The organism is Flavobacterium denitrificans DSM 15936 (genome assembly GCF_000425445.1).
Taxonomy (GTDB): domain Bacteria; phylum Bacteroidota; class Bacteroidia; order Flavobacteriales; family Flavobacteriaceae; genus Flavobacterium; species Flavobacterium denitrificans.
Genome location: NZ_AUDL01000004.1, coordinates 491,351 through 517,798, shown reverse-complemented (window position 1 = coordinate 517,798; position 26,448 = coordinate 491,351). Strand labels below are relative to the sequence as shown.

Here is a 26,448-nt window from a genome sequence, read left to right as displayed (position 1 = left end):
ATTAAATTATTTTGGGATTATATAAAAATCTATTCAAACAAACTGCGATTTACGGACTAGCAACGGTTTTACCTCGAATGCTGAGTTTTTTATTGGTCAGGTTATATACTGGTATTTTGCCAACAGCAGAATATGGCGAAGTTTCGATTGTCTTGTCTTGGATGGTTTTCTTTAATGTTGTTCTTTCGTACGGAATGGAAACTGCTTTCTTCAGATTCTATAGCGCCGAAGAAGACAAGAAAAATGTGATTGCAACTTCTACGATTTCAATATTTTGGTCATCTATAGGGTTTTTGTTTGTGGCCTTGATTTTTAGAAATACTTTAGCAACCTGGGCCGAAGTTGATGTACAATATATTACATACTCAGTTTGGATTTTAGTTTTGGATGCTTTGGTTTTAGTGCCTTTTTCTAAACTTAGAGCCAATCAAAGGCCAATGGTTTATGCGGCAATTAAGATTGGAAATGTTGTAATTAACTTATTATTGAATATTTTCTTTTTGATGTATTTGCCTGTATTAGCAGATTCACATCCTAATTCGGTTTGGGATAACTTATATGTTGAGAATTTCCAGATTGCTTATATCTTCATTGCCAATCTTTTGGCAAGTTTAGCCACTTTTGTGGTGCTTTCGCCAAATTATCTTTCGCTTGGCCGAAAATTCGATCCAGAACTTTGGAGAAGAATGATGAAATACGGTCTTCCAATTTTAGTTGCCGGATTGGCATTTGCCGTAAATGAACATTTCGATAAAATCTTATTAGGATATTTACTTCCAGAAAATTTAGCAAAATCTGAAGTCGGAGCTTATTCCGCTTGTTACAAATTAGGATTGTTTATGGTTCTTTTTGCAACCGCATTTAGATTAGGAATCGAACCGTTCTTTTTCAGCCATGCCAAAAATGAAAATGCACCTCAGACTTATGCCGTAATCACGAAATATTTTGTGATTTTAGGATCATTAATTTTATTAGGCGTTATTGTTTTTGCAGATGTCTTAAAATTTTTATTGTTAGATAACAAATCGTATTGGGAAGCGATGAAAGTGGTGCCACTGATTATTTTGGCAAACTTCTTTTTAGGGATCTACAATAACTTATCTGTTTGGTATAAACTGACAGACAAAACAAAAATTGGAGCTTATATTTCTATCGTTGGCGCAATTGTGACTTTGGTTTTAAATTATCTTTTGATTCCAAAATATAGCTATTATGGTTCGGCAATTGCGACCATTTCTGCTTACGGAAGCATGATGCTTATTTCTTATGTTTTAGGAAATAAATATTATCCAATTCCCTATGATATGAACAAAATTGGCGCTTATTTGGGTGTTTCCATATTATTTTCAATAATTTCATTTTACGGATTTAGAGAGAAATATTATGTTGGAATTCCGCTTCTTTTAATCTTTATGTATATGGTTTATCATTTTGAAAAAGACACTATAAAAGGAATATTAAAGAAATAAGTACGTTTAAAAATTTATACTTAGAAATGAAAATACAAATTATCAATAAATCACAGCATGATTTGCCAAACTACGAAACGATTGCTTCGGCAGGAATGGATTTGCGTGCTAATTTAACAGAATCGATTATATTAAAACCTTTAGAAAGAACTATTGTAAAAACGGGACTTTTTATTGAATTGCCAATTGGTTACGAAGCGCAAGTTCGACCAAGAAGCGGATTGGCAGCCAAAAAAGGTGTAACCGTTTTGAATTCTCCAGGAACTGTAGATGCTGATTACAGAGGTGAGATAGGAGTGATTTTGGTAAATTTATCAAATGAAGAATTCGTTGTTGAAAATGGCGAACGAATCGCACAATTGATTATCGCAAAACACGAAAGAGCAGAATGGATAGAAGTTGAAGAATTATCTGAAACTTCAAGAGGCGCTGGAGGTTTTGGGAGCACTGGAGTGAAATAAATTTTCGGTCGCAGTTTTCAGTTTACAGTACTTTAAAAAAACAAGAACCAACTCAAGAAGATTTTTAAATCTTCCCATAAAAAATAAATATAAAAATGAAAATAATAGTTCCAATGGCGGGCCGTGGCTCGAGACTTAGACCACATACATTAACAGTTCCAAAACCATTAATTCCGGTTGCAGGAAAAAGTATCGTTCACCGTTTAGTTGAAGATATTGCTAAAATTTTAAAAGAACCAATTGAAGAAGTTGCTTTTATATTAGGTGACGAAGCTTTTTTTGGCGAAGATGTTGTGACAAGTTTAGAGGATTTGGCAAAAGGTCTTGGAGCAAAAGCATCTATTTACCGTCAGGATTTGCCTTTAGGAACAGGACATGCTATCATGTGTGCCAAAGAATCATTGTCTGGTCCTGCAGTTATTGCTTACGCGGATACTTTAATCAGAGCTGATTTTGAATTGGATCCTTCGGCAGATGCTGTAATTTGGGTAAAACAAGTAGATCAGCCAGAAGCTTTTGGTGTAGTTAAACTTAATCAGAATAATGAAATTATTGAATTGGTTGAGAAGCCAAAAGAGTTTGTAAGCGATTTAGCTGTTATCGGGATTTACTATTTCAAAGAAGTTGGTGATTTGAAAAAAGAGCTTCAAGGTGTTTTGGATAACAATATTCAAAATGGTGGAGAATATCAAATCAATGACGGAATTAAAGCCATGATGGCAAACGGAAAAGTTTTTAAAACTGGAAGTGTTGATGAATGGATGGATTGCGGAAACAAAGACGTTACGGTTGAAACGAATTCAAGAATGCTTGGTTTTTTACATAATGATGGAGAGCATTTAGTAGATTACGATGTAACATTAGAGAATTCAACAATTATTCCACCATGCTATATTGGAGAAAATGTGGTCTTGAAGAATACAACAGTTGGACCAAATGTTTCTGTTGGAAAAGGATGTCGTATCACAGACAGTTCTATTAAAAATAGCTTAATACAAACGTATTCTCAAATAAAAAACGCTAACTTAGACAATGCGATGATTGGAAATCATGTTAGTTATGATGGTAAATTTACCAGCATCAGCATTGGAGATTACTCCGTTTTAGAATAAGAAAAGAGTTTTAGCAGTTTCTTTTTGATTTAAAAATCAAATTTTTTTAAAATGAAAAAAGGCGTTTTGGTCATTTTATTTCTTGTTTTGCTTGGCAATTCAAACTCGGTTTTGGCTCAGACCGAACCGGAAGATATTGCTATGGTGCCAGATGAATATCAAGATGCTTTTTATGAATCTTTGAAACAAAAAGGAATCGAAAATTATGATAAAGCCATAGTATCATTAGAAAAATGCATAAAGCTAAAACCTAATGACGCTGTTGCTTATTTTGAGTTGGGGAAAAATTATTTTTCTTTAAGAAATTATCAAAGCGCAAATACTGCTTTTGAAAAAGCTACACAATTAGATCCTAAAAACAAATGGTATTGGCTTGGAATTTATGATGTAAGTTATGAAACCAAGAATTATCCGTTGGCGATAGAAACGATTCAGAAAATTATTGTTTTTGACGAAGAATACAAAGACGATCTGATTTCGTTGTATATGCTTACAAACCAGTTTGATAAAGCACTTGTGACGATTAACGAAATGAATGATAAATTCGGAAAATCGGAAGATCGTGATCGTTATAAAATGCAGATTCTTTCTCAAGGAAAATATCAAAATGCAGAGATTTCAAATTTGATTGATCAGATAAAAAGGAATCCAAAAGAAGAATCAAATTATCTTGATCTGATTATTTTATATTCAAAATCGGATGATAACGATAAGGCTTTAGAAATTGCAACAAAACTGGCAAAAGAAGTTCCAACTTCTGAATGGGCACAGGTAAGTTTGTTCAAAACTTATTTAGATGCAAATCAGGCAGATAAAGCAATCAAGTCAATGAATATTATTTTGGCAAGTTCAAAAATTGATTCAAAAATCAAACACAGAACTTTGAATGAGTTTTTGATTTTTACCAATAAAAATCCGCAATACGCTCCAGATTTAGAGAAAGCGATTTCATATTTTGATAATGATCCAAATGTTGATGTTGCTAAAGAAATTGGAAAATTTTATCACAGCAAAGGTCAATTTGAAAATGCGATTAAATATTATGAAAAAGATTTACGCGCCAATTCAGACACAGATCGCGAAACCAATTTGCTTTTGCTTGAAGCCTATACACAGGCAAAACAATTTGAGCCAATGACTAAAAGGGCCATGAATATGATTGAAGTTTACCCGAGCCAACCGCAATTTTATTATTATGCTGGACTGGGAAACAATCAGTTAAAACAATTTAAGAATGCAAAAACCGTTTTAGAAATGGGGCTTGATTATGTTGTTGATGATAAAATGTTGGAATCAAATTTTAATATTCAATTAGGAGAGGCTTACAATGGATTGGGAGATGCCAAGAAAAAAGAGGAATACTTTTTGAAGGCGAATGAGTTATTAAAACAAAAGAAGTAAAAGATGAAAAAATATATAGCAATTGTATTGCTCTCTGTTTTTGTGATTTCATGTAAATCAAAAGCCGTAGCAGTACAAAACAATAATGTCAAGACAGAAGAAGCGCCAAAAGAAGATAAAAAAGCAATTGAAAAACATTATAACAATAAGTTAGATTTTTCAACTTTAAGTATAAAAGCCAGCGCAAAGTATGAGGACGAAAAACAAAGTCAAAATGTTACTGCTGATATTAAAATCGAAAAAGACAAACAGATTTTAATAAGCGTTCGTTTTCTTGGAATCACAATGGCAAAAGCTTTGATTACGCCAACAACAGTTAGTTATTACGAAAAAATAAAAGGTACCTATTACGAAGGTGATTTTACCAGTTTGAGCAAATGGCTGGGAACAGAATTGGATTATAGCAAAGTTCAGAATTTATTGGTTGGAGAAGCACTTGACGATTTAAGAAAAGGAAAATATACACAGACAATTGTAGAAAATCTATTTCGTTTAGAAGATGAAAAAGAGGATAAAGTAAAAAAGATATTTTATTTAGATTCAGAAAAATATTTGATCCAGAAAGAAGAAATTTCACAATCTGCTGAAAACGTAAATCTGGAAATTATTTATTCAGATAATAAAACATTTAATCAAGGAACGCTTCCAACAAATATTGAAATTAATGCGGTACAGCCAAAAGGCAAAACCAATATTAATTTGAACTATAATAATATTTCATTTAATGAAGAGCTTTCTTTCCCATATAGTGTTCCAAGTGGGTATAAAAAAGTTATAATTAAGTAAATTTGCAAAAAGAAAACAGAAACATGCATAAATTTCTCCTAAGTCTTATTTTTATTTGTGCCACAACTTTTACGTGGGCACAGGATTCACAGCAAGAAAAACTTGAACAGCGTAAAGCGCAAATTCAGCAGGAAATTAGAGATAATGAAAAAATGCTTCAGTCGGTAAAGAAACAAGAGAAATCGGCTGTAAATGTTTATATGATTCAGGCGAATAAAATTAAGCTGAAAGAGAAACTTATAAATACAACTGCAAAGCAGGAGCGAATTTTGAGTAATGACATGTACATTAACCAAGTTCAGGTTAATAAGCTGAAAAAAGAATTGACAGTTTTGAAAGCTGATTATGCAAAGATGATTTTGAAATCATACAAAAGCCGTTCTGAGCAAAGCCGTGCAATGTTTATTTTGTCATCTGAAAGCTTTTTGCAGGCTTATAAAAGAGCACAATATTTAAAACAATATACGAATTACAGAAAAAATCAAGGTTTAGAAATTCAATCTAAAACGGCTCAATTAGTTGATTTTAACGCAAAATTAGACGGGCAGAGACAAGTTAAAAAGAAAATTATTGCTGAAAATCAAAAAGAAAAACAAAGTTTAGAAGTAGAAAAGAAAGAACAGCAAAAATTAGTTAATTCGCTTAAAAAAGATAAAAACAAAATTATTGCTGACACAAGAAACAAACAAGCGGAAGCAAAAAGAATTGACAGACAAATTGATCGTTTGATTCGTGAGGCAATTGCTGAAGCAAATAGAAAAGCAGCTCTTGAAAGAGCAAAAGAAAATCCGGGATCAACATCTTCAACGGCTCCAGTTTCATCTTCTAAAATTGCTTTAACGCCAGAAGGAAAAATACTAGCTGCCGATTTTAAAGCGAACCGTGGGAAATTGCCTTGGCCGGTTGAAAAAGGATTTGTTTCATTAGGTTATGGAGATCAGCCACACCCACTGCATCCGTCAATTACAGTTCATAATTCTGGAGTTGAGATTACGACAGAACAAGGCGCAACAGCCCGCGCAGTATTTGAAGGGGAAGTTTCGAGTGTAATTGTTTTATCACCAATCAACAGAGCAGTTATGATTCAGCACGGAGATTACTTTACAGTGTATCAAAATTTAAGTTCAGTATCAGTTGCAAAAGGTGATAAAGTAAATACGAAGCAAAGTATTGGAAAAGTAAGAACCAGCGGCGATACAGGAAAAACAACTATTAAGTTTTTGATTCTTCAAAATACAACAAATATGAATCCGGAAGGATGGTTACAAAACAGATAATAAAAAAGGGAGCTCTAATGCTCCCTTTTTTATTAAGCTTAAGGTTTATTCGTATTGTTCTAAAAGATATTTAATAACATCAGTAGTTGTGACAATTCCCTTAAGTTCGTCATGGTCAACAACTGGCAATGCATGGAAATCTTCTTTTGCGAAAATTTCAGCTAAATCTTTAATAATCATGTCAGACGGAACCGTTCTGGGCTTCGAAGTCATAATCTGAGAAATATTCAGCATATCAAGAATAGCTTCATCTGCACCTTCTTGTCCCTCAAACAAAGCACCAAAAGTTAATCGGTTGACGTCTGTTCGACTAATGATGCCTACTACTTCTTTTCCTTTAACAATTGGAATGTGACGAATTGTATTTTTCTTTAATTTTTCAACTACTGTTTTTAAATCATCTTTTTCATTTGCAGTCACCACGGCTTTTGTCATAATGTGACTAATTGGTTCTCTCTTTTTCATGATAAATAGGTTGTAATGTTTCCATCAAAGGTCGAAAAACAATAGTATGAAAAATATGATTTTTATCAGGTTTACTATTTGAAAATAAGAAAGTTAAGCTAATTTATTTTTCGAATAAAAATCAAGAAATCAGAATCAGATAAGAATGAAATTATCATCTATTTGAAAAATCAATCTATATCTTGATTTGAAATTAACCTATTGAATTTAAAAATAGTATTTTTGCATTATGGAAACAAATAGACAGAAAAAAATAGGCGGCGTTATCCAGAAAGATCTGGTTGATATCTTGCAAGGTGAAGTGCGAAAAAACGGAATTACCAATTTAGTAATTTCGGTATCCAAAGTTAGTGTAACTACAGATTTATCTGTGGCAACAGTATATTTAAGCATTTTTCCTCAGGAGAAAGCAAAAGAAACTTTAGAAGGGATAAAATCAAATACAACTTTAATCAAACATGATTTGTCACAGCGCGTGCGCCTGCAGTTGCGTCGTGTGCCAAACTTGGTGTTTTTTATTGACGATTCATTAGATTATATCGAAAAAATCGACAATGCTTTAGCTGGCAAAGATAACCCTATTGAAAACCGTGATCTTTTAGAAAAAAGAAGAAAATCATAAATTGAATTTCCCGCTTTACATAGCCAAACGTTATATTTTTAGCAAAAGTAAAAACAATGCTATCAATATCATAAACCGTATTGCCAGCTTAGGAATTATTGCTGGTACAATGGCTTTGTTTGTGGTTTTATCTGTTTTTAGCGGATTGAAAGTCTTTAGTTTGTCGTTTACAAACGAAATTGATCCCGATTTAAAAATGACAAGTACTTATGGAAAATCATTTTTGATTACGCCGGATCAGGAAAGTCAAATAAAAAAAATAGATGGTGTAGTTTCATACACCAAAATCATCGAAGAACGCGTTTTGTTTTTGTTCAAAGACAAACAAAAAGTTACTGTATTAAAAGGAGTTGACCGCAATTATCCCGTAGTCAATGACATCAAAAAAAAGCTTTTCACAGGGCAATGGCTTAAACCAGATACATATCAAGTTGTAATTGGTTACGGAATTTCTCGTGATTTTTCTTTAGGAGTTTTGGATTTTGAAAATCCGTTGCAGATTTTTGCTCCAAAACCAGGAAAAGGTGCAATTGAAAATCCTGAAGATGCTTTTACAAAAACAGATGTTTTGCCAGTTGGAATTTATTCAATCAGTGAAGATCTAGATTCCAAATATGTTTTTGCCGATTTAGGTTTGGTGCAGGAATTACTGGAATATAAAACCAATCAGATTTCAGGACTTGAATTTAATCTAAAAGAAGATGCAAATGAAAGTGCCATCAGATCGCAGCTTGAAAAGATCTTCAAAAATAAAGTTACGCTCAAAAATAGAGCACAGCTGAATGAATCTTTGTACAGAATGCTAAACACTGAAAATATTGCAGTTTATCTGATTTTTACATTGGTGATTATTGTAGCGCTTTTTAATTTGATTGGTGCTTTGATTATGATGATTTTGGAGAAAAAAGGAAACCTCAAAACCCTTTTTAATCTTGGAACAGAAATAAGCCACCTGCGAAAAATATTTCTTCTTCAAGGAACTTTGTTAAGTGTTTTTGGTGGCATAATCGGACTTATTTTGGGTGTTATTTTAGTATTACTCCAACAAAAATACGAGCTGATTATGATTACGCCAACTTTGGCATTTCCGGTTGTTTTTACAATTGAAAATATCTTGATTGTTTTAGGAACCATTATTTCATTAGGTTTCTTGGCTTCTTTAATTGCTTGTAGTCGCGTAAGCAAAAAGCTGTTGGATTAAGATTTCCGGCTGAAAAATATTTCCTATATTTATTGTCTCAAAAAATTACTGCATATGATAGTTTCTGCCTAATCCTAATTTATTTTTTAGAATAATTAGGATACTTTACGTTTTTTACTTTTTAGTTCAGGTTTATAGATCTGGACAATTTTATCATTTATCCTAATATATCATGACAGAAACATCTATAAAGGAAAGTTTTATTTCCAAAATTTTTACTACAACAAAACAAGCCTTAAAAGGCGACGAATCATTTGATTATACTTCGGGAAGTATAAAAAAGGCTGTAATTCTATTAGCTATTCCAATGGTTTTGGAAATGATGATGGAATCGGTTTTTGCTTTAGTCGATTTATATTTCGTTGGACATTTAGAACATAGCAGTTTTGCAATTCAAACGGTTGGTTTAACAGAATCTGTATTAACCGTAATTTATTCGCTAGCAATTGGAATGAGTATGGCCACCACCGCGGTTGTCGCCAGAAGAATTGGCGAAAAAGATCCTGTCGCTGCAGCAAAAGCCGGAATGCAATCCATCATAATCGCATTTGCGGTAAATAGTGTTCTAAGTATTTTCGGAATTATTTATGCAAAAGATATTTTGATTTTAATGGGTTCTTCAATAGAATCAGCCGAACATGGTTTCCGATTTACACAAATTATGATTGGTTCAAGTTTGTGTATTATGCTTTTGTTTTTGATAAACGGAATTTTCCGTGGAGCAGGAAATGCGGCAATCGCGATGAAAAGTCTTTGGATCGCCAACATTTGCAATATTATTTTATGCCCGATTTTAATTAACGGTTTTGGACCAATTCCTGCTTTCGGATTAGTTGGTGCAGCCTTGGCGACAACTTTTGGAAGAAGCATTGGCGTTTTATACCAATTGTATCATTTGTTTTCAGGAAAGGGAATTTTAAAAATTAAGCTTCCTTACTTCGCTCCCGATTTTACACAGATAAAAGCTTTAGTAAAAATTGCAGCTCCAGGAATTTTACAATTTGTAATTGCCTCCTGCAGTTGGATTTTCTTGGCGCAATTAGTGGCGACAACAGGTGGAGATCACGGTTCTGCAGGTTATCAAACCGCACTTAGAATTATGATGTTTTTTATACTTCCTGCTTGGGGATTAAGTAATGCCGCTGCGACTTTGGTCGGACAAAATTTAGGAGCAAAGCAAATTGAACGTGCCGAAAAATCAGTTTATACAACCGCGCGTTACAATGTGATTTTTATGGCTTCAATTATGATTATCACTTTAGTTTTTGGACAATATATTATTTCGTTTTTCACAAATGATCAACAGGTAAAAACCATTGCGATTGAAGCTTTGCAAATAATGAGCATCGGATTTATTTTTTACGGAATAGGAATGGTTTTGATCAATACTTTCAATGGAGCAGGAGATACTTGGACACCAACCGGAATTAACTTTTTCGGGTTTTGGTTGTTCCAAATTCCGCTGGCATTTGTATTAGCCAAACATTTCAATATGGGACCAACAGGTGTTTTTATTGCCATTCCCGTTGCTGAAACTGCGATTACTTTAGCAGGAATCGTTTTCTATAAAAGAGGAAGGTGGAAACGTGTTCAAGTATAATTTAAAAATAAGAAAGGCCTTCAATTTTGAAGGCCTTTCTTTTTACTTTTTAAACAAATTCATATCCCGCATAAACCTGTTCAATTTCTTTCATAATGGCGAATAAATCTTCAGGGGCATCAGTAGTAACTAATTTTTGCTTGAATTCTTTAAACGAATGGATTCCTTTGAAATAGTTCGTATAATGGCGACGCATTTCTACAATTCCCAAACGTTCGCCTTTCCAATCCATTGACCATTGCAAATGATTTCTAGCGGCTTCAACACGATCAACAACCGTTGGGGCAGGTAAGTGCTCTCCGGTTTTGAAATAATGCTTTATTTCGTTAAAAATCCACGGATAACCAATCGCTGCACGGCCAATCATGATTCCGTCAATTCCGTATTCATTTTTATATTTTAATGCTTTTTCTGGACTGTCAATATCTCCGTTTCCAAAAATAGGCATTGTAATTCTTGGGTTGTTTTTTACACGTGCAATGTGTGACCAGTCAGAATGGCCTTTGTACATTTGAGCACGAGTTCTGGCGTGAATAGTCAAAGCCTGAACACCAATATCCTGAAGCCTTTCAGCAACTTCATCAATATTGATCGAGTTTTCATCCCAGCCTAAACGCGTTTTTACAGTAACTGGCAAATTAGTTCCTTTGATAACGGCTTGTGTCAAGCGTACCATCAAATCAACATCTTTTAAAACTCCCGCGCCGGCGCCACGGCAAACCACTTTTTTTACAGGACATCCAAAATTGATATCCACTAAATCTGGTTTTACAGTTGAAACAATTTTAGACGACATTTCCATCGCTTCTTCATCTCCACCAAAAATCTGGATTCCAACAGGACGTTCATAATCAAAAATATCCAGCTTCATTCGACTTTTGATAGCATCACGAATTAATCCTTCCGACGAAATAAATTCAGAATACATCATGTCAGCACCGTGCGTTTTGCATAATCTGCGAAACGGGGGATCGCTCACATCTTCCATCGGAGCAAGCAGTAAAGGAAATTCGGGTAATTCTATGTTGCCAATCTTGACCATCTTCATAATTTTTTGCAAAATTACAACATTTAGTTCAATTCACAGCAAAACATTTAATGGGCTGTAAATAAAGCATATAAGTGATATAAGTTCATTTAAAAGATTGCGCAGTACAACGCTTTAATTAAATGAACTTATAATACTTATATGGTGAAAAAAAACTACATGTTTCGATAGTCAAAAAACCGAATTGGTTTTCGGCTCATTGGATTAAAAACTAAAGGGTTTAAAGTTTCTTTTGAGGCGAATTCTATTTTTGGAGTTACTCTTAATTTGGCTCTAAAATGATCTTTTATTTCCTGAAGAAATTCTGGAGTTTGATTTTTTACGGCAATTTTTATTAGGATTTCATCGGTGCCTAAATCATTTGTTGAGATTTCGATTAAATGATTTTCGATATTATCAAAACTGCTCAAAACATCGTTCATCGCTGGAGGATAAAGTGTTGTTCCTTTGTATTTTATCATTTGTTTTTTGCGTCCAACAACCGGTCCAACGCGCAATGTATTTCGCCCGCAGGCGCACGGTTCATCGTGAAATTGTACAATATCTCCAGTTTTAAAACGAAGCAAAGGCATTGCCTCGATTCCTAAAGTGGTAAAAGTAAGTTCACCAGTTTCGCCATTTTTTACCGGCATATTATCTTCATCCAAAACTTCAACAATAATCAATTCCGGATGATGATGACCGCCTTTCCCATGTTCACATTCTGTAAAAGCGGTGCTCATTTCCGTTGAAGCATAAGTCGAAAACAATTTGATATTCCATTTATCGGTAATTTTTTTCGATAAAATATTCATTGAAAAATCCTGTTCTCTTAAAGATTCTCCAATGCAGATGGCGCCTTTTATGCTCGAATTATTATAATCGATTCCGTGAATTTCGGCGTATTCAATTAATTTTAAAAGAAAAGAAGGAACCGTAATCAAATAACTCGGATTGTATTTTAAAATTGAATCCCATTGCATTTCCGGAATTCCTGCACCAACTCGGATCACGCCAACTTTCAATTTTCTTAAACCAAGAAAATAAGCCAATCCGGCCATAAATTTTCTATCAATTGTGGTCATTAATTGCACAACATCGCCTTCTGCAATTCCGGCGCAGGCAAAAGAAATAGCTTCATTATAAGCTAATCGATCTAAGTCAGAATCGGTTAAACCAAAAGTTACCGGATCGCCCAAGGTTCCTGAAGTTGAGGCATAATCGATAATTTTATGTTGCGGAACACATAAAAAATCGTCGTTGTATTGTTGCAAATCTTCTTTTGTAGTAACGGGTAAAAATTGTAAATCTTCTAAAGTTTTTACTTTTGAAATATCAATATTTTGTCCGGCAAAAAGTCTTTTGTAAAAAGGAGAATTCTCAATTATATAAGTTAAAAGTTCAGTCAATTTTTGCTCTTGAAAAACTTTAATTTCGTCTAAAGAATTTTTTTCTATTGCTGGAATCATTGTAATTTTCTTTTGAGTTTTTTTAAATATTTTTCAATTTTTGCTTTATCAGGAGCAGTTGTAATTTCTTTGGTCAGCGCTTTCTCAAAATTTATCTGTGCTACGCGGAATTCTTTTCGTTGATAAAAGTACAACCCTGCTTTGTAATATACAACCCAATAATCGGGGTTTAAGGATTGATAATGGCTTATAAATTCAGAAGAAATCGGAGCTTTCTTTTTTAGCCAAACATCTATTTGATAATTTTCTTTTTTAAACTTTTTAAAGTTTTGAAACGCCTCTGTCTTTAAAAAAGGATCTTTGGCGATGTTCAAATTTTCTTCTTCAAATGAGATTGCCGTATTTGATTTTTTGGAAAAAATAGAATCCAGATTATAGCAGACAAATTCGCCAAGTTGAAACGGATTTGCAGAAACCCAAACCAGTTTTGCTGCCGGTTTAAAAATAATTCCGTGATGTGCCAATAATTGATTTAGTGCTTTTTCGTTGCCAAAACCAAGCGGAATATCGTTCAAGCCATTTTTATTTCTTAGAATTTCAGAAGCAATTTCCGGATTTATTTTTTTATTTTCGGAAAGAAGTTCCTGCATTCTTTCAAAGCGATATTCAGAATGACTTTCTGTAATTTGTGTCTGATTCCGTTTTTCATCTTTAAAAGTGGTGCTTTGAAAATGATTGGAACAAATTAATTGATTGCTGTTTGGAACTTCGTATACATCCATTTTCTTTGGAGAAACTTCAATCAGAACAGCTTTGTTGTCTTGAGCGCTTCCCACCATAATAGATTCAGAAACGAATACTTTTCTTCTTTTTGCGATTGCAATTGCTTCTTGAATAGTTGAAGCATGTTGCAAAATTTCCCGCGTCAAAATAGAAATTGGTGTTTTGGCACTCATCGGAATTTCAGATTTTGCTGCATTAATGGTAACGCTCAACCCTTGTTGATTCATTCCAGAAACTGCACCAATCATTCCGGGCCAAGAAACCATCATAAAATTGTTTCCTTGTTCCGGTTTTATAAATGCAATAATTTTATTTTCTGCGAAAGCATCATTCACATAAAAATCGAAATTACGGCCCATAATCAAATTTCCGTCTTCCGATTTTTCGCCCCAAGCGGCAAATGACGAACAGCCAACTAAAGCCAGATCCTGTAAAGCGTGCCCAATATCGTGCGCCGCGTGCAGATATAAACCACGTTGATATTGCGGTGCAATATTGTCAAAATCATGTGAAGTGTACTGCGAAATGCCGAAAATTTCCGTTTGATATTCTTCTGGAACATTGGCATATAATTTTCGGTTGTACCATTTTAAAAATTGACGCAATATTTTTTGCTCAAATTTTGACGGAACTAAATCTTTGATTTTGGAGAAAAATATTTGTTGTTGTTTTCGCAAAAGAGAATCAGATAAAGCGCCGGTATTAAGACCAATTTCTAAGGGATCGCCTTCGACATAAAGTTCCCAAAGCCCTTGTTTATTTTTTAAAAGTGAATTATTTCCTGAAATAAAAACACTGTCAGAAATTTTTGTGACAACAGGTTTTGTAGCATTAAAACTTGAAATATCTGGCTGATGATTTTTTGATTTTGATGTACCGCAAGAAATAAGAATTCCCAAAAAACCGAGGAAGAAAAGATATGTAATTCGGTTTTTCATAATTCAATTTATTCGGCAGTTTGATTAATTTTATTGATCAAATATTCTTTTCCAACAATTTCTGAGCAAGTGACAACCGCGCCAATCGTTACACCCAGAACGCCATGCATATTAATACTTTGACCTGTAAGATATAAATTTTCTAACTTTGTTTTTGACGGAATTAAGGTTTTTAATGGATTATTAGAATCTTTAACATAACCGTACATATTTCCGTTGTCACCGCCAATATAATCGCGATACGAAAGCGGACTTGAAGTATGAATAGATTTAATACAATCTCTAATTCCCGGAAATTTTATTTCGATTTCGTCTAAAAATTTAGCCGTTTTTCTTTCTTTGAATTCTTCGTAACTCTCACCACGATCATTTTTTTCGACGGTTGTATTAAAAGTTTCTACCCAAGGCAAAACATCATCAAAGTTCATATAGGTTATAAAGGTCATTCCATCGGCCCAAATTTCATCTTCTTTTGAAGCATTCATAGAAGCCATATACATTTTTGGCCACGAATTTTCGTCGTATTCATGCGAAGACCAAACTTCACTGCTATTTTTGAAATGATAATAATTATGATTGATGTATTTGAAAGTTTCAGGCTTAAAAACCAAATACAAACTAAAAGCCGAAAGTACGCCTTCAAGACTTTGAATTCGGTTGAAAAATGGTTTTCTGAAGTTTGCTTCGCCCGCCATTTTCAAAGTCGTTTTGGGTTCGATATTCGAAATAAAAAACGTTCCAGAAACCTGCGTTCCGTCTTTCATTTTAACCGAATTCACTTTATGATTTTCGACTTCAAATTGTGTAACTTCTTTGTGTTTATAAAACTCACCGCCATGTTTTTTAAGCTGTTTCAAAAGCTGTTTTGTAATCTGGCTTCCGCCGTTAATACAGCGCCACGAGCTTTGAATGTATGAATTCACAATTAAAGCATGAACATAAAATGGCGATTTATCAGGAATGCCGGCGTATAAAAAATTGGAACCTGCCAGAACCGCTTTTAGTTTTTCATTTTCTGTAAAAGAATCAATCGTTTCTTTTGCATTTAAAGTCAGAATTTCAGAATCATATTTTCCTTCTGATTCTAAATTATAAAGCGGAAAAGAATCACAGATTGCTTTCAGTTTTTCGCAATAATCTGAAATGTTTTTTTCTTCTTCAGGGAAATATTCTTTTAACTGATGAACAAAATTTTCATAACCCTGCGCATGCGGATATTCGGTTTTATCATCTTCAAAAGAAATAATATCGAAAGCATTTTCATCTAATTTCTTCAGATTCAGTTTATCGATGATGCCCAAATATTTAAAATATTGATGCAGATTTTGGCCTTCGCCTAAACCTCCGATATAATGAATTCCAGTGTCAAAAATGGTTTTGTCCCGAACAAAAGTCTGAAGATTTCCGCCGTATTGATTGTTTTTTTCGAGCACACAAACGCTGTAGCCTTCTTTAGCCAGAATGATAGACGACACTAATCCGCCCAAACCGCTTCCGATAATCACTACATCGTAATGTTCTTTCATTTTAATTTTTCTTTAATAGAATCAAATCGTTTTCCTCAAAAACCGACTCAAAACCAAAGTTAATCAAAGTGTTTTTTAAACGCGGACAATCTATTAAAATTACGTACGAAGTTAGAATGATTACTTTCTGAACTTCATTTTCTGAATTTTCATCCGAAATTAAAACGGCATCATATTGATTTTCTGATATTCTTTCTAAATTTTCGAGATAGATTATTTTTCGTTTTCTAACAACATAATTGGTTTTGGCCACATCGCGTTTTTCTTCATCAGAAATATAAGAATGAATTTTTCGCTGTGGTTCTTGCAAAGCCAATAAAACATCTAATTGTCCGTAGTTGTCTGCTAGATGCAATAATTTGGCTTTCGCCGAAAATTGTTTTCCAAGGTTAAAATACGTATCAAGATGCTTTTTTATATCTTTCTTTACGCTGTCTACGACTTCAATTTCTTTATAGTCAAAACTGTGAAGTAACATCTTTTTGAAATAATCTGGAGCTTCTAATTGTTGGCGAATTTTACGATATTCTGTTTTGAAAAAAGTGCTTATTTGTTTTGTTCTTTCGGCATAATTTTTCCCGAATGAAGTATTTTCAGGCGTAATTCTTTCTAAAATCGTGATCGTTAATTTTCCCTTATGAATAACAAAATCGCCTTTCGGAATTAATTCTGAAGCGCCGTGAATCACAATTGGAAGAATATCCAAATTGAATTCTTCGGCAAGGAAAAAAGCACCTTTATGGAAACGTTTAATAACATTATTTTCTGAACGCGTTCCTTCCGGAAAAACCATTAAAGAGTAGCCTTCGTTTACTTTTTTGCGCAAATGCTCAACACCGCCTTCCAAGCCTTCAGAAACTGGATAAAAACCAGCTTTTCTAACAACACCACCAAAAATAGGAGAGTTGTAAACCCAGTCGCTTACAAGAAATATAATTTTTGGACTCAACATTCCCATTGCTAAAATGTCTAAAAATGAAGAATGATTAGCTATAATTACAGCAGGTTTTTCAAAATTTTCATCGAAATTATTTACAATTTTTTTGCGAATAAAAGGATTAGAATACAATACCGATTTCATGAATTTTGAAACGATATATCGAAAACCTTTCATTTTTGTTTTGGCACTCAATGGCAAAATTGGCATTAGCGTAAAACTGAAAATAGACATGACAATACCACCCAAACCATAATAAGCAAATGAAATTACACCGTGAACAAAAGTGCGCAAATGAAACGGTGGATTTCCTTTTTTCGATCGGTTTGAAATGAATAATTTAAAAAGAATCGGGTAGAAGATGAATGTGATAATCAGCGCCGCAAAAACTCCAATTAAAGAAACCGATGAAATCGAAGTCAACGCGGGATGCTGGGCAAAAATCATAGCGCCAATTCCTAAAATCGTAGTGATTACCGCCAGAATAATTGAAGTTCTATAAATTGCAATTTCGTTTTTTCCAGTTGTATATTCTTTCTGTAAAGCACTCGTCATGAAAATACTGAAATCGACACCATGACCAAAAATCAACGTGCAGACAATCATGCTGAAAATATTCATTTGAATACCAAAAATCCCCATAATTCCAGCTGTTACAATTCCGGTTAAGGCAATTGGAATACAGCTTACAATGACCAATTCGATTCTGCGGAAAAAGAAAAACAGAATTAAAATTACGGCCACAAATGAATAATTGACCAGCGAATTGAAATCGGTTTTCAAGGTGCTGAAAAACGTTTCGTTCATTTGCTGGCGGTCAATTGCAATTAAATTATTTTTGGCTGAAGTCGATTTTACAAAAGAATCACGTTGTTCTGGTGAAACTTTTACTAAAGTCGAAATCGTGTAAAAACCATTTTTTTCGGTCACAAATTCTTTTAACTGCAAAGCCTGAATTTTTAAATATTCATTGGCAGAAATTGGTTTGAAGCTGAAATTTAAATGATCAAAAAAGTTGGCATAAGTCGTTGGCTTAAAGCCGAGTTTTGAACCTTCGGAAATTAATTGCGATTGCAAAAGTTGTTTTTTATTGGCATCCCAAAACGAATTCCATTTTTCAATTTTCTGTTGTTGCTCCTTTTGTGAAAGCATTATTCCTCCAACAGAACTGAAATTCAGTATTCTGTTTTGCTGTTTTTCTTTTGACAAATCAGAGAAAAGAGTGCTGTTCGTTTGCAAAACTTCGTCCATGCTTTTTCCGTATGAAGCCACATAAATGGTTTTTGAAGTTAAGCTCGTGCTTTCTTCCAATTGCTTTTCGGCTGCTTTGATTTCTTTTGGAACAAAATTCAGTTGTGATAAATCGTTATTAAAACCAACATCATTATAAGTGAAACAGCAAATAATGGTGATGATGACGCAAAGTCCAATTAGGAATTTATTGTTGTGAAATGAAAAATGCGCCATTTTATCAATGACATTTTTCTTGTGTTCTGCCGGATTTTCTTTTGGCTTATATAAATGCGGAACAATCAAAAGCGAGAAAACTCCGGTTGCCATTACAATTACGGCGGCGAAAATTCCAAGATCATTTAGCGCATCCGATTTTACAAAAAGCAGACATAAAAATGCAACCGCGGTTGTTGAACTGCTCATAATTACGGGCATCGTAATATCCTTATACAATGTTTTGATGTCGCTGTTGTGCTTGTAATGTGTGAGAATGTGAATGGAATAATCGATCGTAATTCCGAGTAGAATCGAACCAATTCCGAGTGAAATTGCTGAAATCTGTTCTTTTACGAAATACAAAAATGCCACAGCGAAAAAAGCTCCGAAAACCGTTGGAAGAAAAATAATCAACGGAATTAATATTTTTCGGTAGAATAAAATCAAGATCAGCATCAACGTAAACATCGCAATTGATGTTGTCAAAACAATATCACTTTTGATTTGATTGGCATTGGCAACCGCAATCAAAGCCGAACCAAAATAACTGATGGAAGTTTTGCCCTTGTATTTCTGATTTAGATTTTCTTGAATCGATTTTAGTTTTGCCGCAAAAAGCGTGTTTTTTTCAGTTTCGCTTGATGGAAGATTCGAGGTTATAAAAAGCAAAAGTTTCTTTTTGTCCCTCGTCATAACAAATCCATTGTCGAGCGTAAAATCATCACCAACATTTAATTGCTGTAATTTTTTTAAAGCAATAAACGAAATCCCAAGCGGATCTCGTTGGATAAAATCTCTCGTGATAAATCCTGATGGTGAAATAATAGATTTGTAATTTCCTTGAACGGTCGCTGCAACACTGTCTTTTTGCAGTTTGCTTTGAATCGTTTCATAATCTTTATTTTCAAGAAAAAGGGGTAGATTATTATAAACAAAATCAATAGTTTCTTGAATATTTTCTTCGTCAATTTTTCCTTGAATTCCCGTTACATAAGGTTTGCATGAAGTTGAAACGCTATCAGAAAAAGCAGTTGCCATTTCTTTTAAGTCTTCTGAAGAACCGTTTTTTTCGAGTTTGAAAATGACGGTTATTTTATCGGCAAAATTTAATTGTTTTAAGACTTTTGCCGTAACATCGGCTTTGTCATTGGCGGGAATTAATTTGGTAATGTCTTCTTCAAATTTAATTTGAGAAGCGAAAAATCCAAAAACCAAAAGCACTAAAAACGCCAAAAAAACCGACAGCGATTTTCTTCGATTAACAAATAAATGAATGGCGTAAAAATATCGATGCATGATTTTGGTTTAAAATTTTTCCGCCACGAATTTCACGAATTTTCACGAATTGATTTGTGCTAATTGGTGAAATTCGTGGCAAAGAATAAATATATTTTATTCGATTTGTTTCTTGCTAAAAGTCGTTAAAAGCAAATAACTTATAAGACCAACTGATAGCGCCGAAACGGTTGCTAAAATAAGACTTCCTACGATATATTGCGTTGCATTTTTTTGAATATCGTCGAGCGTGATTGAACTATCTAAAACTAAAGGCGCATTGCTCGACACAAAAATGCTTCCAACTTGAAGCGATGCATAAATAATAAACGGAATAAAAGGCGGAAAACTCACATTTGACGTCAGATAAGCAATGACTTTATTAAGTCTGAAAATCGCTGCAAATGTAAAAAGCAAAATAGTCTGAAAACCCCAAAAAGGAGAAAATCCAATAAAAATTCCAAGCGCAATTGCGGCCGATTTTTTAAAATTAGAATCCTTGCTTTCTAAAATATCTTCTAGAAAGAACTTTTTAAAACCTTTTTTTTTTGCTCTTCTAAAAAAATCCCTTGGTTTTACGTAAAGCAAAGCATTCGTTACCAAAACCGTATTTAAAATACTGATTCGGGTAAAATCGCGAAACGGACGAAAATGCGAAACACGTTCTGCGGGATCATATAAAACCTGAATCGGAATATTTTTCACGACAATTCCTTTCCATGCAGCGCGTACAATAACTTCAATTTCAAACTCAAATTTATTGGTGTAAAATTTCTTCGGAAGCAATTGCAATGGATATAATCTAAAACCCGATTGTGTGTCATCGAGTTTAATTCCGGTTTCAAACTTAAACCAGAAATTAGAAAATTTGTTCCCAAAACTGCTTTTTTTCGGAACATTTTCTTGAGACATATTACGACTTCCAATCAAAAGTGCGTTTGGTTCTTCTTGAATTGCGGAGATAAAATTCGGAATATCAGAAGCAAAATGCTGGCCGTCAGAATCAATCGTGATCGCATATTCAAATTTCATTTGGATTGCTTTTCTAAAACCATTTCTGAGTGCTCTTCCTTTTCCTATATTTTTAGGATGATGAATTTGCGTAAGCTGTGAATAGTGTTTTAGAATTTGAGAAGTTTCATCAGTTGAACCATCGTTGACGATAATCACATTTGAAGTAAATTCCAAAATAGAATCCAAAACTTTTTTTAGCGTTTTCTGATTATTGTACGTCGGGACAATAACACAAAAAGAAGTGGAATTGAGTAGATCGTGCTGAGTAGAAATAGATTTCATTTGGAATTTTGCTTTCGTTTACTTCACGAATTGCTTCTCTTTTTCAGTAAAGCTTTTTGATTGTAAAATAAAGTCTTTTAGATATTCTTTTAGAGCACCGCTTTGATCAGCATAATGTTCTGTTAGATATTTTTTGTCTTCTTTGATATTCTTTTTATAACCTGTTATTCCAGGAACATTTTCTTGGATGCTCAAACGAATCATTCTGATTTCGATATTATTTGGTTCGCTTTTTATAGTCGATTCAAGCAATTTTGCACCTTCTTTAAAACGTTCAATTTTGTCGTTTAATTTTTTTTCGAATTTAGAATCCAATAAAATTGAAGCCGCTTTGTAAGCCACTAAAACTTCAGCATCATTATTTGAAATACCAGACAGTTTTTCTGAAAATTCTTTTGCGTTGCTTTCAGACTTAGTAACATTCGGATACATTTTTCTGATGGACGCCAAATCTGGATTGCCCACAAAATTTATCCATAAAAGTAATGTCAATAGAAGTTTCATAATTACATTTTTTTGTACACATTGCTTAATTTCAAAGCAACAGTGTCATTAAAATAAGTGGTGTTTTTTACTTTAACTAGATTATCTTCGGTTGTTGTAATGTCAAGTTCTAAGCGCAATTCAGGATTAACTTCTGGATTAATAAGTGCCATGAATTTTACATTGGCCAAAGTCTGGATCATCAAAGTTTCCTGTGTAATTTTCTCCGTCAATTCCTTTATAATCTGAATCATGCAAACACCCGGCATAATTGGATTTCCCGGAAAATGACCTTTGAAAACTTCGTGTTTTTCATTGACCAAAATCGTAATAGTATATTTTGTGTCTCCCGTTTTTTCTTCTGAAAGAATTGTATAAAAATCTTTTAAAACCATTTTTTTATTTTTTTCCGCTAAAGGCATAAGAAATTCCTAATTGAATATTGACATTGGTATTATAACTTCCAAATAAGTAATAATCATTTACGTCATTATAATAAGAACTGTCAAATACATCTAGCAAACCTTTTTTTAATCGAGCTTCAAATGTAAGCCCCGAAGGCAATCGATAAGCAACACCAGAAATAAGCGATAAATCGTTATACATTTCTACTTTATCTAAATTATCATTTACAAGAACATCCACAGCGGGTCCAAATTGTATTTGAATTCCAGGCCCAAATGTAAATTTATTTAAGAGCGTAAAGGATAAATAACCCAATTGCAAATCACGAAATTTCACTTTTTTTGGTTCAGCATTGTCAAAATAATAGCCAACATTATCAGATCCTTGTCTGCTATATGTTATTTCGGGCTGAAGAGCATATTTTTTTGTAATATTTATTTCTCCAAAAGCACCAACGTAAAAATCAGTTTTGTAACTGGATTTCGTTTCTGAAATTGTTGACAAACTCAAACCACCTCTTAAACCAGGATTAAAACTTGTTTGAGCATTAACTTTAGGAAAGGCGCATAAAACAAGAAAGGCTGTAATTAGATTTTTATACATTATTTCGATTTAAACGTATAACTGATTCCAAATTGAAAAACCTGATTCAAAATTACATTTTCATAATAGTAATTGTTGTTATCATAATCCAAATCGTCATACCCATAAATATCCACCAAACCTTGTTTGAATCTTGCTTCAAAAGTCAATCCGTTTGGTAATGTGTATCCAATACCGCCCACAAAAGCTAAATCAACATCAATAGGATCAAATCCGTATTTTCCAAAATTGTCATCTACTTTCAGATCAAAAGAAGGCCCTGCCAACACATGAAACCCTTGTCCGTGAAAATAAAATTTACCTACAGCTCCTGCCGTAATATAATTTAAGTCATAAGTGGTATTGCCAAGGCCTAATTGTTCAGGAGAACCATCATAATATCTTCCCTTGCTTCCTTGTCTTGAATACGTCAATTCGGGTTGCAACGTGAATAATTTGTTGAATTTAATTTCAACAAGACCTCCCACATAATAATCAGATTTCATATTGTTGTTGTCAATATTGGTCAAACGTGCAAGGTTCAAACCGCCTCTAATTCCTGGATTAACAGATACTTGCGCCTGAGATGAAACAAGTCCAATAAATAAAACAAATGCAATTAAGGTTATTTTTCTCATAGTTGGTTTGGTTTATGTTAATTGAATTCTATTCTGATTTAAAATAATTTAGCTCAATTTTCAGCTTGATATTTTGATGCAAAATGACGACTTTTTTAGCAAAAATATCGTTTTCTAAAGTAAAAGTAATTGTTATTTTATCTTTTGTTTTAGAGGAACGAACTACTTTTTCTAATTTTTGATCTTTTTTGGAGAAGAAAAGATAGTTGTCGCGCTTCCCGTCTTGCGATTTATAAATTTCATTTTCTTGGTTTTCAAATTGCTCCTGAATCAAATAGTTGTTTTTAAGAAGCAGACGAAAATCTTCTTCCAAAGTATTGATGAGGATTTTTCGATCCAATTCTGAAACAATCGAATTGACTTTAAAACTGTTTTCCGAAATTTCAAAATCCAATAATTTGTTTCCAAATTCGGTTGTAAAAACTACGCGATGTGTGGTGTAATTTATTTTTTTGGCGATGAAAATTCCGGACATTTCATGACCGTAAACTGTAATGTTGGTTTTGTAAACATAGTCGGTTTTTGAATCGGTAAAATAAGGAACTTCTATCGTGGTTTTGTCTAATTTTTTAGGCGTATAATTTTTTGTGACCGAGCCACAGGAAACCAAAACAATTGCCAGAAAACAATTAATTAGTAAAAACTGAATCGTCGATTTTTGCATTGATCACTTTATTTTTAAGTACAATTCGGGTATAATCTTCAGATGATTCTAGTAATTTTACCTGAACAACTGTTGCTTCTTCCTTGTCGAAAGTCAGTTCAATTTGTTTGATGTATTTTTTCAGCGTAGCATCTTTCGGAACAAATTTCGCCAAATTTTGGCCTTTCATTTTAAAATACGAAATAGTAAATTCTTTGTCGTCAAACATATTTCCGCTTACGCTTCCAATAATCAATTTGTTGATTCTTGCAAAGATTTTGCTGTTGCCAATATCAACCGCACTTTTCTTTCCTTCGTCGTTGATCAGGATTTTTCCGTTTTTGAAAACAATACTGTAATTGTATGGTTTTTTGTATTGCCATGATAATAAAGCCGGTTCTTTAAAAACCATTTTTCCCGAAGTTTCAATGTCTTTTGATAAAAAATCCAAATGTTTGTATTGCACAAAATCAGTACTTAAAGTTTTGATTTTTTTCGAAACCACATTTACATCTTGTTTGAAAGACGCAATTTCAGCATCGGTCATTTTTTGTTCTTGGGCGAATATATTGCCTGAAATAAATAGAATTAACAGTGCTATTTTAGTTTTCATGTTTTTTTAAATTGTGCTTAAATTTTGCCACGAATTGCACCAATTTTCACGAATTTTTAATTTAAGAAAATCAGTTTAAATCCGCGTCTTCGCGATAGCGAATCCGTTTCATCCGCGTTCAAATTCGTAAGCATTAAGTTTCAGTAATTCCTCTACAGAAACCACTTCATAATTATTTTGCTGTAAAAATTGCAAAAACTGTTCCAATACCAAAACAGAGTGTGGAGCAGTATCGTGCAAAAGTACGATTCCGCCGGGACAAACTCGTTTTTTTATTCGGTTCAAAATTAATTCCTGATTTGTTGTGCCACCGTCAAGCGAACGAATATTCCAGCCAATAACTTTGTGTCCAGTGATTTTTAAAGCTCTTCCGATTGATGGCGTTGTTACTCCATAAGGCGGACGAAAAAAGTTGATTTTTTTGGAAGTGAATTTCTCCAGAAGTTGATCTGTTTTTTGAAGCTCTTTCCTTATTGTTGGCTCCGTATAAAAATCAAAAAATTTAGAATGTGAGTACGAATGATTTCCAACCAAATGACCTTCAGCAATAACTTGTTTTAAAATTTCTGGATGCTTTTCAATATTTTTTCCAATGCAGAAAAAAGTTGCTTTGGCATCATACTTTTTCAGCAATTCCAAAACTTCCAAAGTATAAATGCTTGGTCCGTCATCAAAAGTTAAAGCAATTTTTTTCTCCGTTTCCGATGGATTATTGCAGAAAGCTTTAATGATATAATTAGATGAAATTCTTGAAGTGCCATAGATATTAATGGCAATAAAAGGTACAATAACTATGAAAAACCACAATTCGTTAATCCCTTTATCTGCTTTTAATACGAACAAGAAAAGCAATAAAAAGATAAAAAAAACAGATATGTTTTTATGCGTTATCATTTTGAAAGCAACGTAAAACTATGATTTTTTCCATTTACCTGATTGTACAATAAAATGGTATTGTAAGCTGGTTTTGAAACCGAATTTACTTTTATAATTTCAGGAACTTCCTGCGTTTTTATAATTTTTGATGCCATCCATAAAGCAAATGCCGAAGCTGTATCGTACGCACCACTCAAATGTTTGTAATACAGCTGAGGTATTTCGGCGAAAGCGTTTTCAGAAAGGTTTTTATAATAAAAATCAGAATCTGAGTTTCCATCAAAACCTAAAACCACAGCGTCAAGATCTGAAATTTGTAAATTATTTGTTTTTAAAAATGAAATTAAAGCTTGTTCAATTTCATTTTCTTCCAATGTATTTACGATTTCAACATCGAGAATTTCTGCATAAGTACTGGCTTTTCTTTCATTTTCCAAAACAAAAAAACTTGCGCCTTCTCCGTAAACAACACCCTTGGAATTGGCATTTAAAACTTCAGCAGGAAGATCGTTTTCTTTTTTAATTCTTCCGGCAAGTTTAAAAAGCGATAAAGTATATTCGCCATTTTCATCAACTCCGCCAACTAAAATTGAATTGGCTTCGTCCTCTTCAATTTGCATTTTAGCATCTAAAAGGGCAGATTCAAAAGAAACCGCTCCGTTTACATAGGTAAAATTATAACCTTTGCATTGCAATGAAAGTGCGATTTGTGCACCAACCGTATTGTGTGTCGATTGAATAAAAGAAGTCGGCGTTAAAAACTCTTCATTATTATCAAGAATGTTTTTCAGAAATTTTTCAGAATCTTCGATACAGCCCAAACCGGTTCCGGTGATAATGGCATCAACGTTTTCGACATTGGCATCTTTCATCGCCAAAGCTGAAGCTACTATTCCGTTTTTCACTCCTTTTGCCATTCTTCTGATCATGGCAGGAGAAATATAATCTTTGTAAACCGGAGGAACAATCGACAATACATTTTCAGAATTGTTGACAACAGCTTCTTCTAAAAAAACAGTATCAAATGTTTTTTGAGTCGAAATACAGCCTACTCCATTTATATATGTTTTTTTCATGCGAAGATTAAATTTGTTTTTTAAGAGAATATGGAATTGTCATTTTTGCTATCGGTCTCAAAAATAGTTTAAAACTATGTGCTATAGAAGATTTTGTT

The 26,448-nt window shown here is 33.4% G+C and carries 24 protein-coding genes; 9 read left to right on the top strand and 15 right to left on the bottom strand.

What is annotated here, in order from left to right; genetic code table 11:
- Window positions 1-11 precede the first annotated feature (11 nt).
- From H600_RS0102345 to H600_RS0102320, 6 genes are all read left to right on the top strand, one after another.
- Window positions 12-1,469 (top strand): lipopolysaccharide biosynthesis protein, encoded by a 1,458-nt coding sequence (locus tag H600_RS0102345; RefSeq protein ID WP_026727275.1) that lies wholly within the window; start codon window positions 12-14, stop codon window positions 1,467-1,469.
- A 26-nt stretch (window positions 1,470-1,495) separates the two neighbouring features.
- Complete coding sequence (gene dut / locus H600_RS0102340; RefSeq protein ID WP_026727274.1) at window positions 1,496-1,930, top strand: dUTP diphosphatase; 435 nt, start codon at window positions 1,496-1,498, stop codon at window positions 1,928-1,930.
- Window positions 1,931-2,025: 95 nt separating this feature from the next.
- Window positions 2,026-3,042: a sugar phosphate nucleotidyltransferase gene (locus H600_RS0102335; RefSeq protein ID WP_026727273.1), complete on the top strand. Its 1,017-nt coding sequence runs from the start codon at window positions 2,026-2,028 to the stop codon at window positions 3,040-3,042.
- 51 nt (window positions 3,043-3,093) lie between these two features.
- Complete coding sequence (locus tag H600_RS0102330) at window positions 3,094-4,443, top strand: tetratricopeptide repeat protein (RefSeq protein WP_026727272.1); 1,350 nt, start codon at window positions 3,094-3,096, stop codon at window positions 4,441-4,443.
- 3 nt (window positions 4,444-4,446) lie between these two features.
- A complete protein-coding gene (gene lolB1, locus H600_RS0102325) occupies window positions 4,447-5,229 on the top strand; it encodes a lipoprotein insertase outer membrane protein LolB1 (RefSeq protein ID WP_026727271.1) in 783 nt (260 codons plus the stop codon).
- 23 nt (window positions 5,230-5,252) lie between these two features.
- Complete coding sequence (locus H600_RS0102320) at window positions 5,253-6,506, top strand: murein hydrolase activator EnvC family protein (RefSeq protein WP_026727270.1); 1,254 nt, start codon at window positions 5,253-5,255, stop codon at window positions 6,504-6,506.
- A 45-nt stretch (window positions 6,507-6,551) separates the two neighbouring features.
- Here H600_RS0102320 and H600_RS0102315 read toward each other — a convergent pair whose 3' ends face one another.
- Window positions 6,552-6,971 (bottom strand): CBS domain-containing protein, encoded by a 420-nt coding sequence (locus tag H600_RS0102315; protein ID WP_026727269.1) that lies wholly within the window; start codon window positions 6,969-6,971, stop codon window positions 6,552-6,554.
- Between the two features lie 229 nt (window positions 6,972-7,200).
- On the opposite strand from H600_RS0102315, the gene rbfA reads away from it, so the two are divergent.
- The 3 genes from rbfA to H600_RS0102300 all read left to right on the top strand — a co-directional run bounded on the left by rbfA (window position 7,201) and on the right by H600_RS0102300 (window position 10,394).
- Window positions 7,201-7,593, top strand: coding sequence for a 30S ribosome-binding factor RbfA (gene rbfA / locus H600_RS0102310; RefSeq protein ID WP_026727268.1), 393 nt, complete (start codon window positions 7,201-7,203; stop codon window positions 7,591-7,593).
- A 1-nt stretch (window position 7,594) separates the two neighbouring features.
- Window positions 7,595-8,794: an ABC transporter permease gene (locus H600_RS0102305; RefSeq protein WP_026727267.1), complete on the top strand. Its 1,200-nt coding sequence runs from the start codon at window positions 7,595-7,597 to the stop codon at window positions 8,792-8,794.
- A gap of 172 nt (window positions 8,795-8,966) precedes the next feature.
- The gene (locus H600_RS0102300) at window positions 8,967-10,394 is read left to right on the top strand and encodes an MATE family efflux transporter (protein WP_026727266.1); all 1,428 of its coding nucleotides are present in this window, start codon (window positions 8,967-8,969) and stop codon (window positions 10,392-10,394) included.
- A gap of 49 nt (window positions 10,395-10,443) precedes the next feature.
- Here H600_RS0102300 and dusB read toward each other — a convergent pair whose 3' ends face one another.
- The 14 genes from dusB to H600_RS0102230 all read right to left on the bottom strand — a co-directional run bounded on the left by dusB (window position 10,444) and on the right by H600_RS0102230 (window position 26,350).
- Entirely contained in the window at window positions 10,444-11,436 is a 993-nt protein-coding gene (dusB, locus tag H600_RS0102295) for a tRNA dihydrouridine synthase DusB (protein ID WP_026727265.1), read from the bottom strand.
- A gap of 161 nt (window positions 11,437-11,597) precedes the next feature.
- The gene (gene flxY, locus H600_RS0102290) at window positions 11,598-12,890 is read right to left on the bottom strand and encodes a flexirubin biosynthesis putative acyl-CoA ligase FlxY (RefSeq protein ID WP_026727264.1); all 1,293 of its coding nucleotides are present in this window, start codon (window positions 12,888-12,890) and stop codon (window positions 11,598-11,600) included.
- The gene (locus H600_RS0102285; protein WP_026727263.1) at window positions 12,887-14,551 is read right to left on the bottom strand and encodes an acyl-CoA--6-aminopenicillanic acid acyl-transferase; all 1,665 of its coding nucleotides are present in this window, start codon (window positions 14,549-14,551) and stop codon (window positions 12,887-12,889) included. Before H600_RS0102285 ends, flxY begins: the two co-directional genes overlap by 4 nt.
- Window positions 14,552-14,559: 8 nt before the next feature.
- Window positions 14,560-16,077, bottom strand: coding sequence for a phytoene desaturase family protein (locus tag H600_RS0102280; protein WP_026727262.1), 1,518 nt, complete (start codon window positions 16,075-16,077; stop codon window positions 14,560-14,562).
- A gap of 1 nt (window position 16,078) precedes the next feature.
- Window positions 16,079-19,759 (bottom strand): MMPL family transporter, encoded by a 3,681-nt coding sequence (locus H600_RS0102275; RefSeq protein WP_026727261.1) that lies wholly within the window; start codon window positions 19,757-19,759, stop codon window positions 16,079-16,081.
- Window positions 19,760-19,855: 96 nt separating this feature from the next.
- Entirely contained in the window at window positions 19,856-21,034 is a 1,179-nt protein-coding gene (locus H600_RS0102270; RefSeq protein ID WP_026727260.1) for a DUF2062 domain-containing protein, read from the bottom strand.
- An 18-nt stretch (window positions 21,035-21,052) separates the two neighbouring features.
- The gene (locus H600_RS0102265; protein WP_026727259.1) at window positions 21,053-21,538 is read right to left on the bottom strand and encodes a hypothetical protein; all 486 of its coding nucleotides are present in this window, start codon (window positions 21,536-21,538) and stop codon (window positions 21,053-21,055) included.
- A gap of 2 nt (window positions 21,539-21,540) precedes the next feature.
- Window positions 21,541-21,912, bottom strand: a complete 372-nt coding sequence (locus tag H600_RS0102260; protein WP_026727258.1) for an ApeI family dehydratase — start codon at window positions 21,910-21,912, stop codon at window positions 21,541-21,543.
- Window positions 21,913-21,916: 4 nt separating this feature from the next.
- Window positions 21,917-22,525, bottom strand: a complete 609-nt coding sequence (locus H600_RS0102255) for an outer membrane beta-barrel protein (protein ID WP_026727257.1) — start codon at window positions 22,523-22,525, stop codon at window positions 21,917-21,919.
- Window positions 22,525-23,142, bottom strand: coding sequence for an outer membrane beta-barrel protein (locus H600_RS0102250; RefSeq protein ID WP_026727256.1), 618 nt, complete (start codon window positions 23,140-23,142; stop codon window positions 22,525-22,527). Before H600_RS0102250 ends, H600_RS0102255 begins: the two co-directional genes overlap by 1 nt.
- Window positions 23,143-23,170: 28 nt before the next feature.
- Window positions 23,171-23,806 carry a flexirubin biosynthesis protein LolB2 gene (gene lolB2, locus H600_RS0102245; protein WP_026727255.1) on the bottom strand — a complete coding sequence of 212 codons (636 nt, stop codon included), beginning with the start codon at window positions 23,804-23,806 and terminating at the stop codon, window positions 23,171-23,173.
- Window positions 23,772-24,398 (bottom strand): flexirubin biosynthesis/transport protein LolA2, encoded by a 627-nt coding sequence (gene lolA2 / locus H600_RS0102240; RefSeq protein ID WP_026727254.1) that lies wholly within the window; start codon window positions 24,396-24,398, stop codon window positions 23,772-23,774. The genes lolB2 and lolA2 overlap by 35 nt, the downstream gene beginning before the upstream one ends.
- Window positions 24,399-24,506: 108 nt before the next feature.
- Window positions 24,507-25,292, bottom strand: a complete 786-nt coding sequence (locus H600_RS0102235; RefSeq protein ID WP_026727253.1) for a polysaccharide deacetylase family protein — start codon at window positions 25,290-25,292, stop codon at window positions 24,507-24,509.
- Window positions 25,289-26,350, bottom strand: a complete 1,062-nt coding sequence (locus H600_RS0102230; RefSeq protein ID WP_026727252.1) for a beta-ketoacyl synthase N-terminal-like domain-containing protein — start codon at window positions 26,348-26,350, stop codon at window positions 25,289-25,291. Before H600_RS0102230 ends, H600_RS0102235 begins: the two co-directional genes overlap by 4 nt.
- Window positions 26,351-26,448 lie beyond the last annotated feature (98 nt).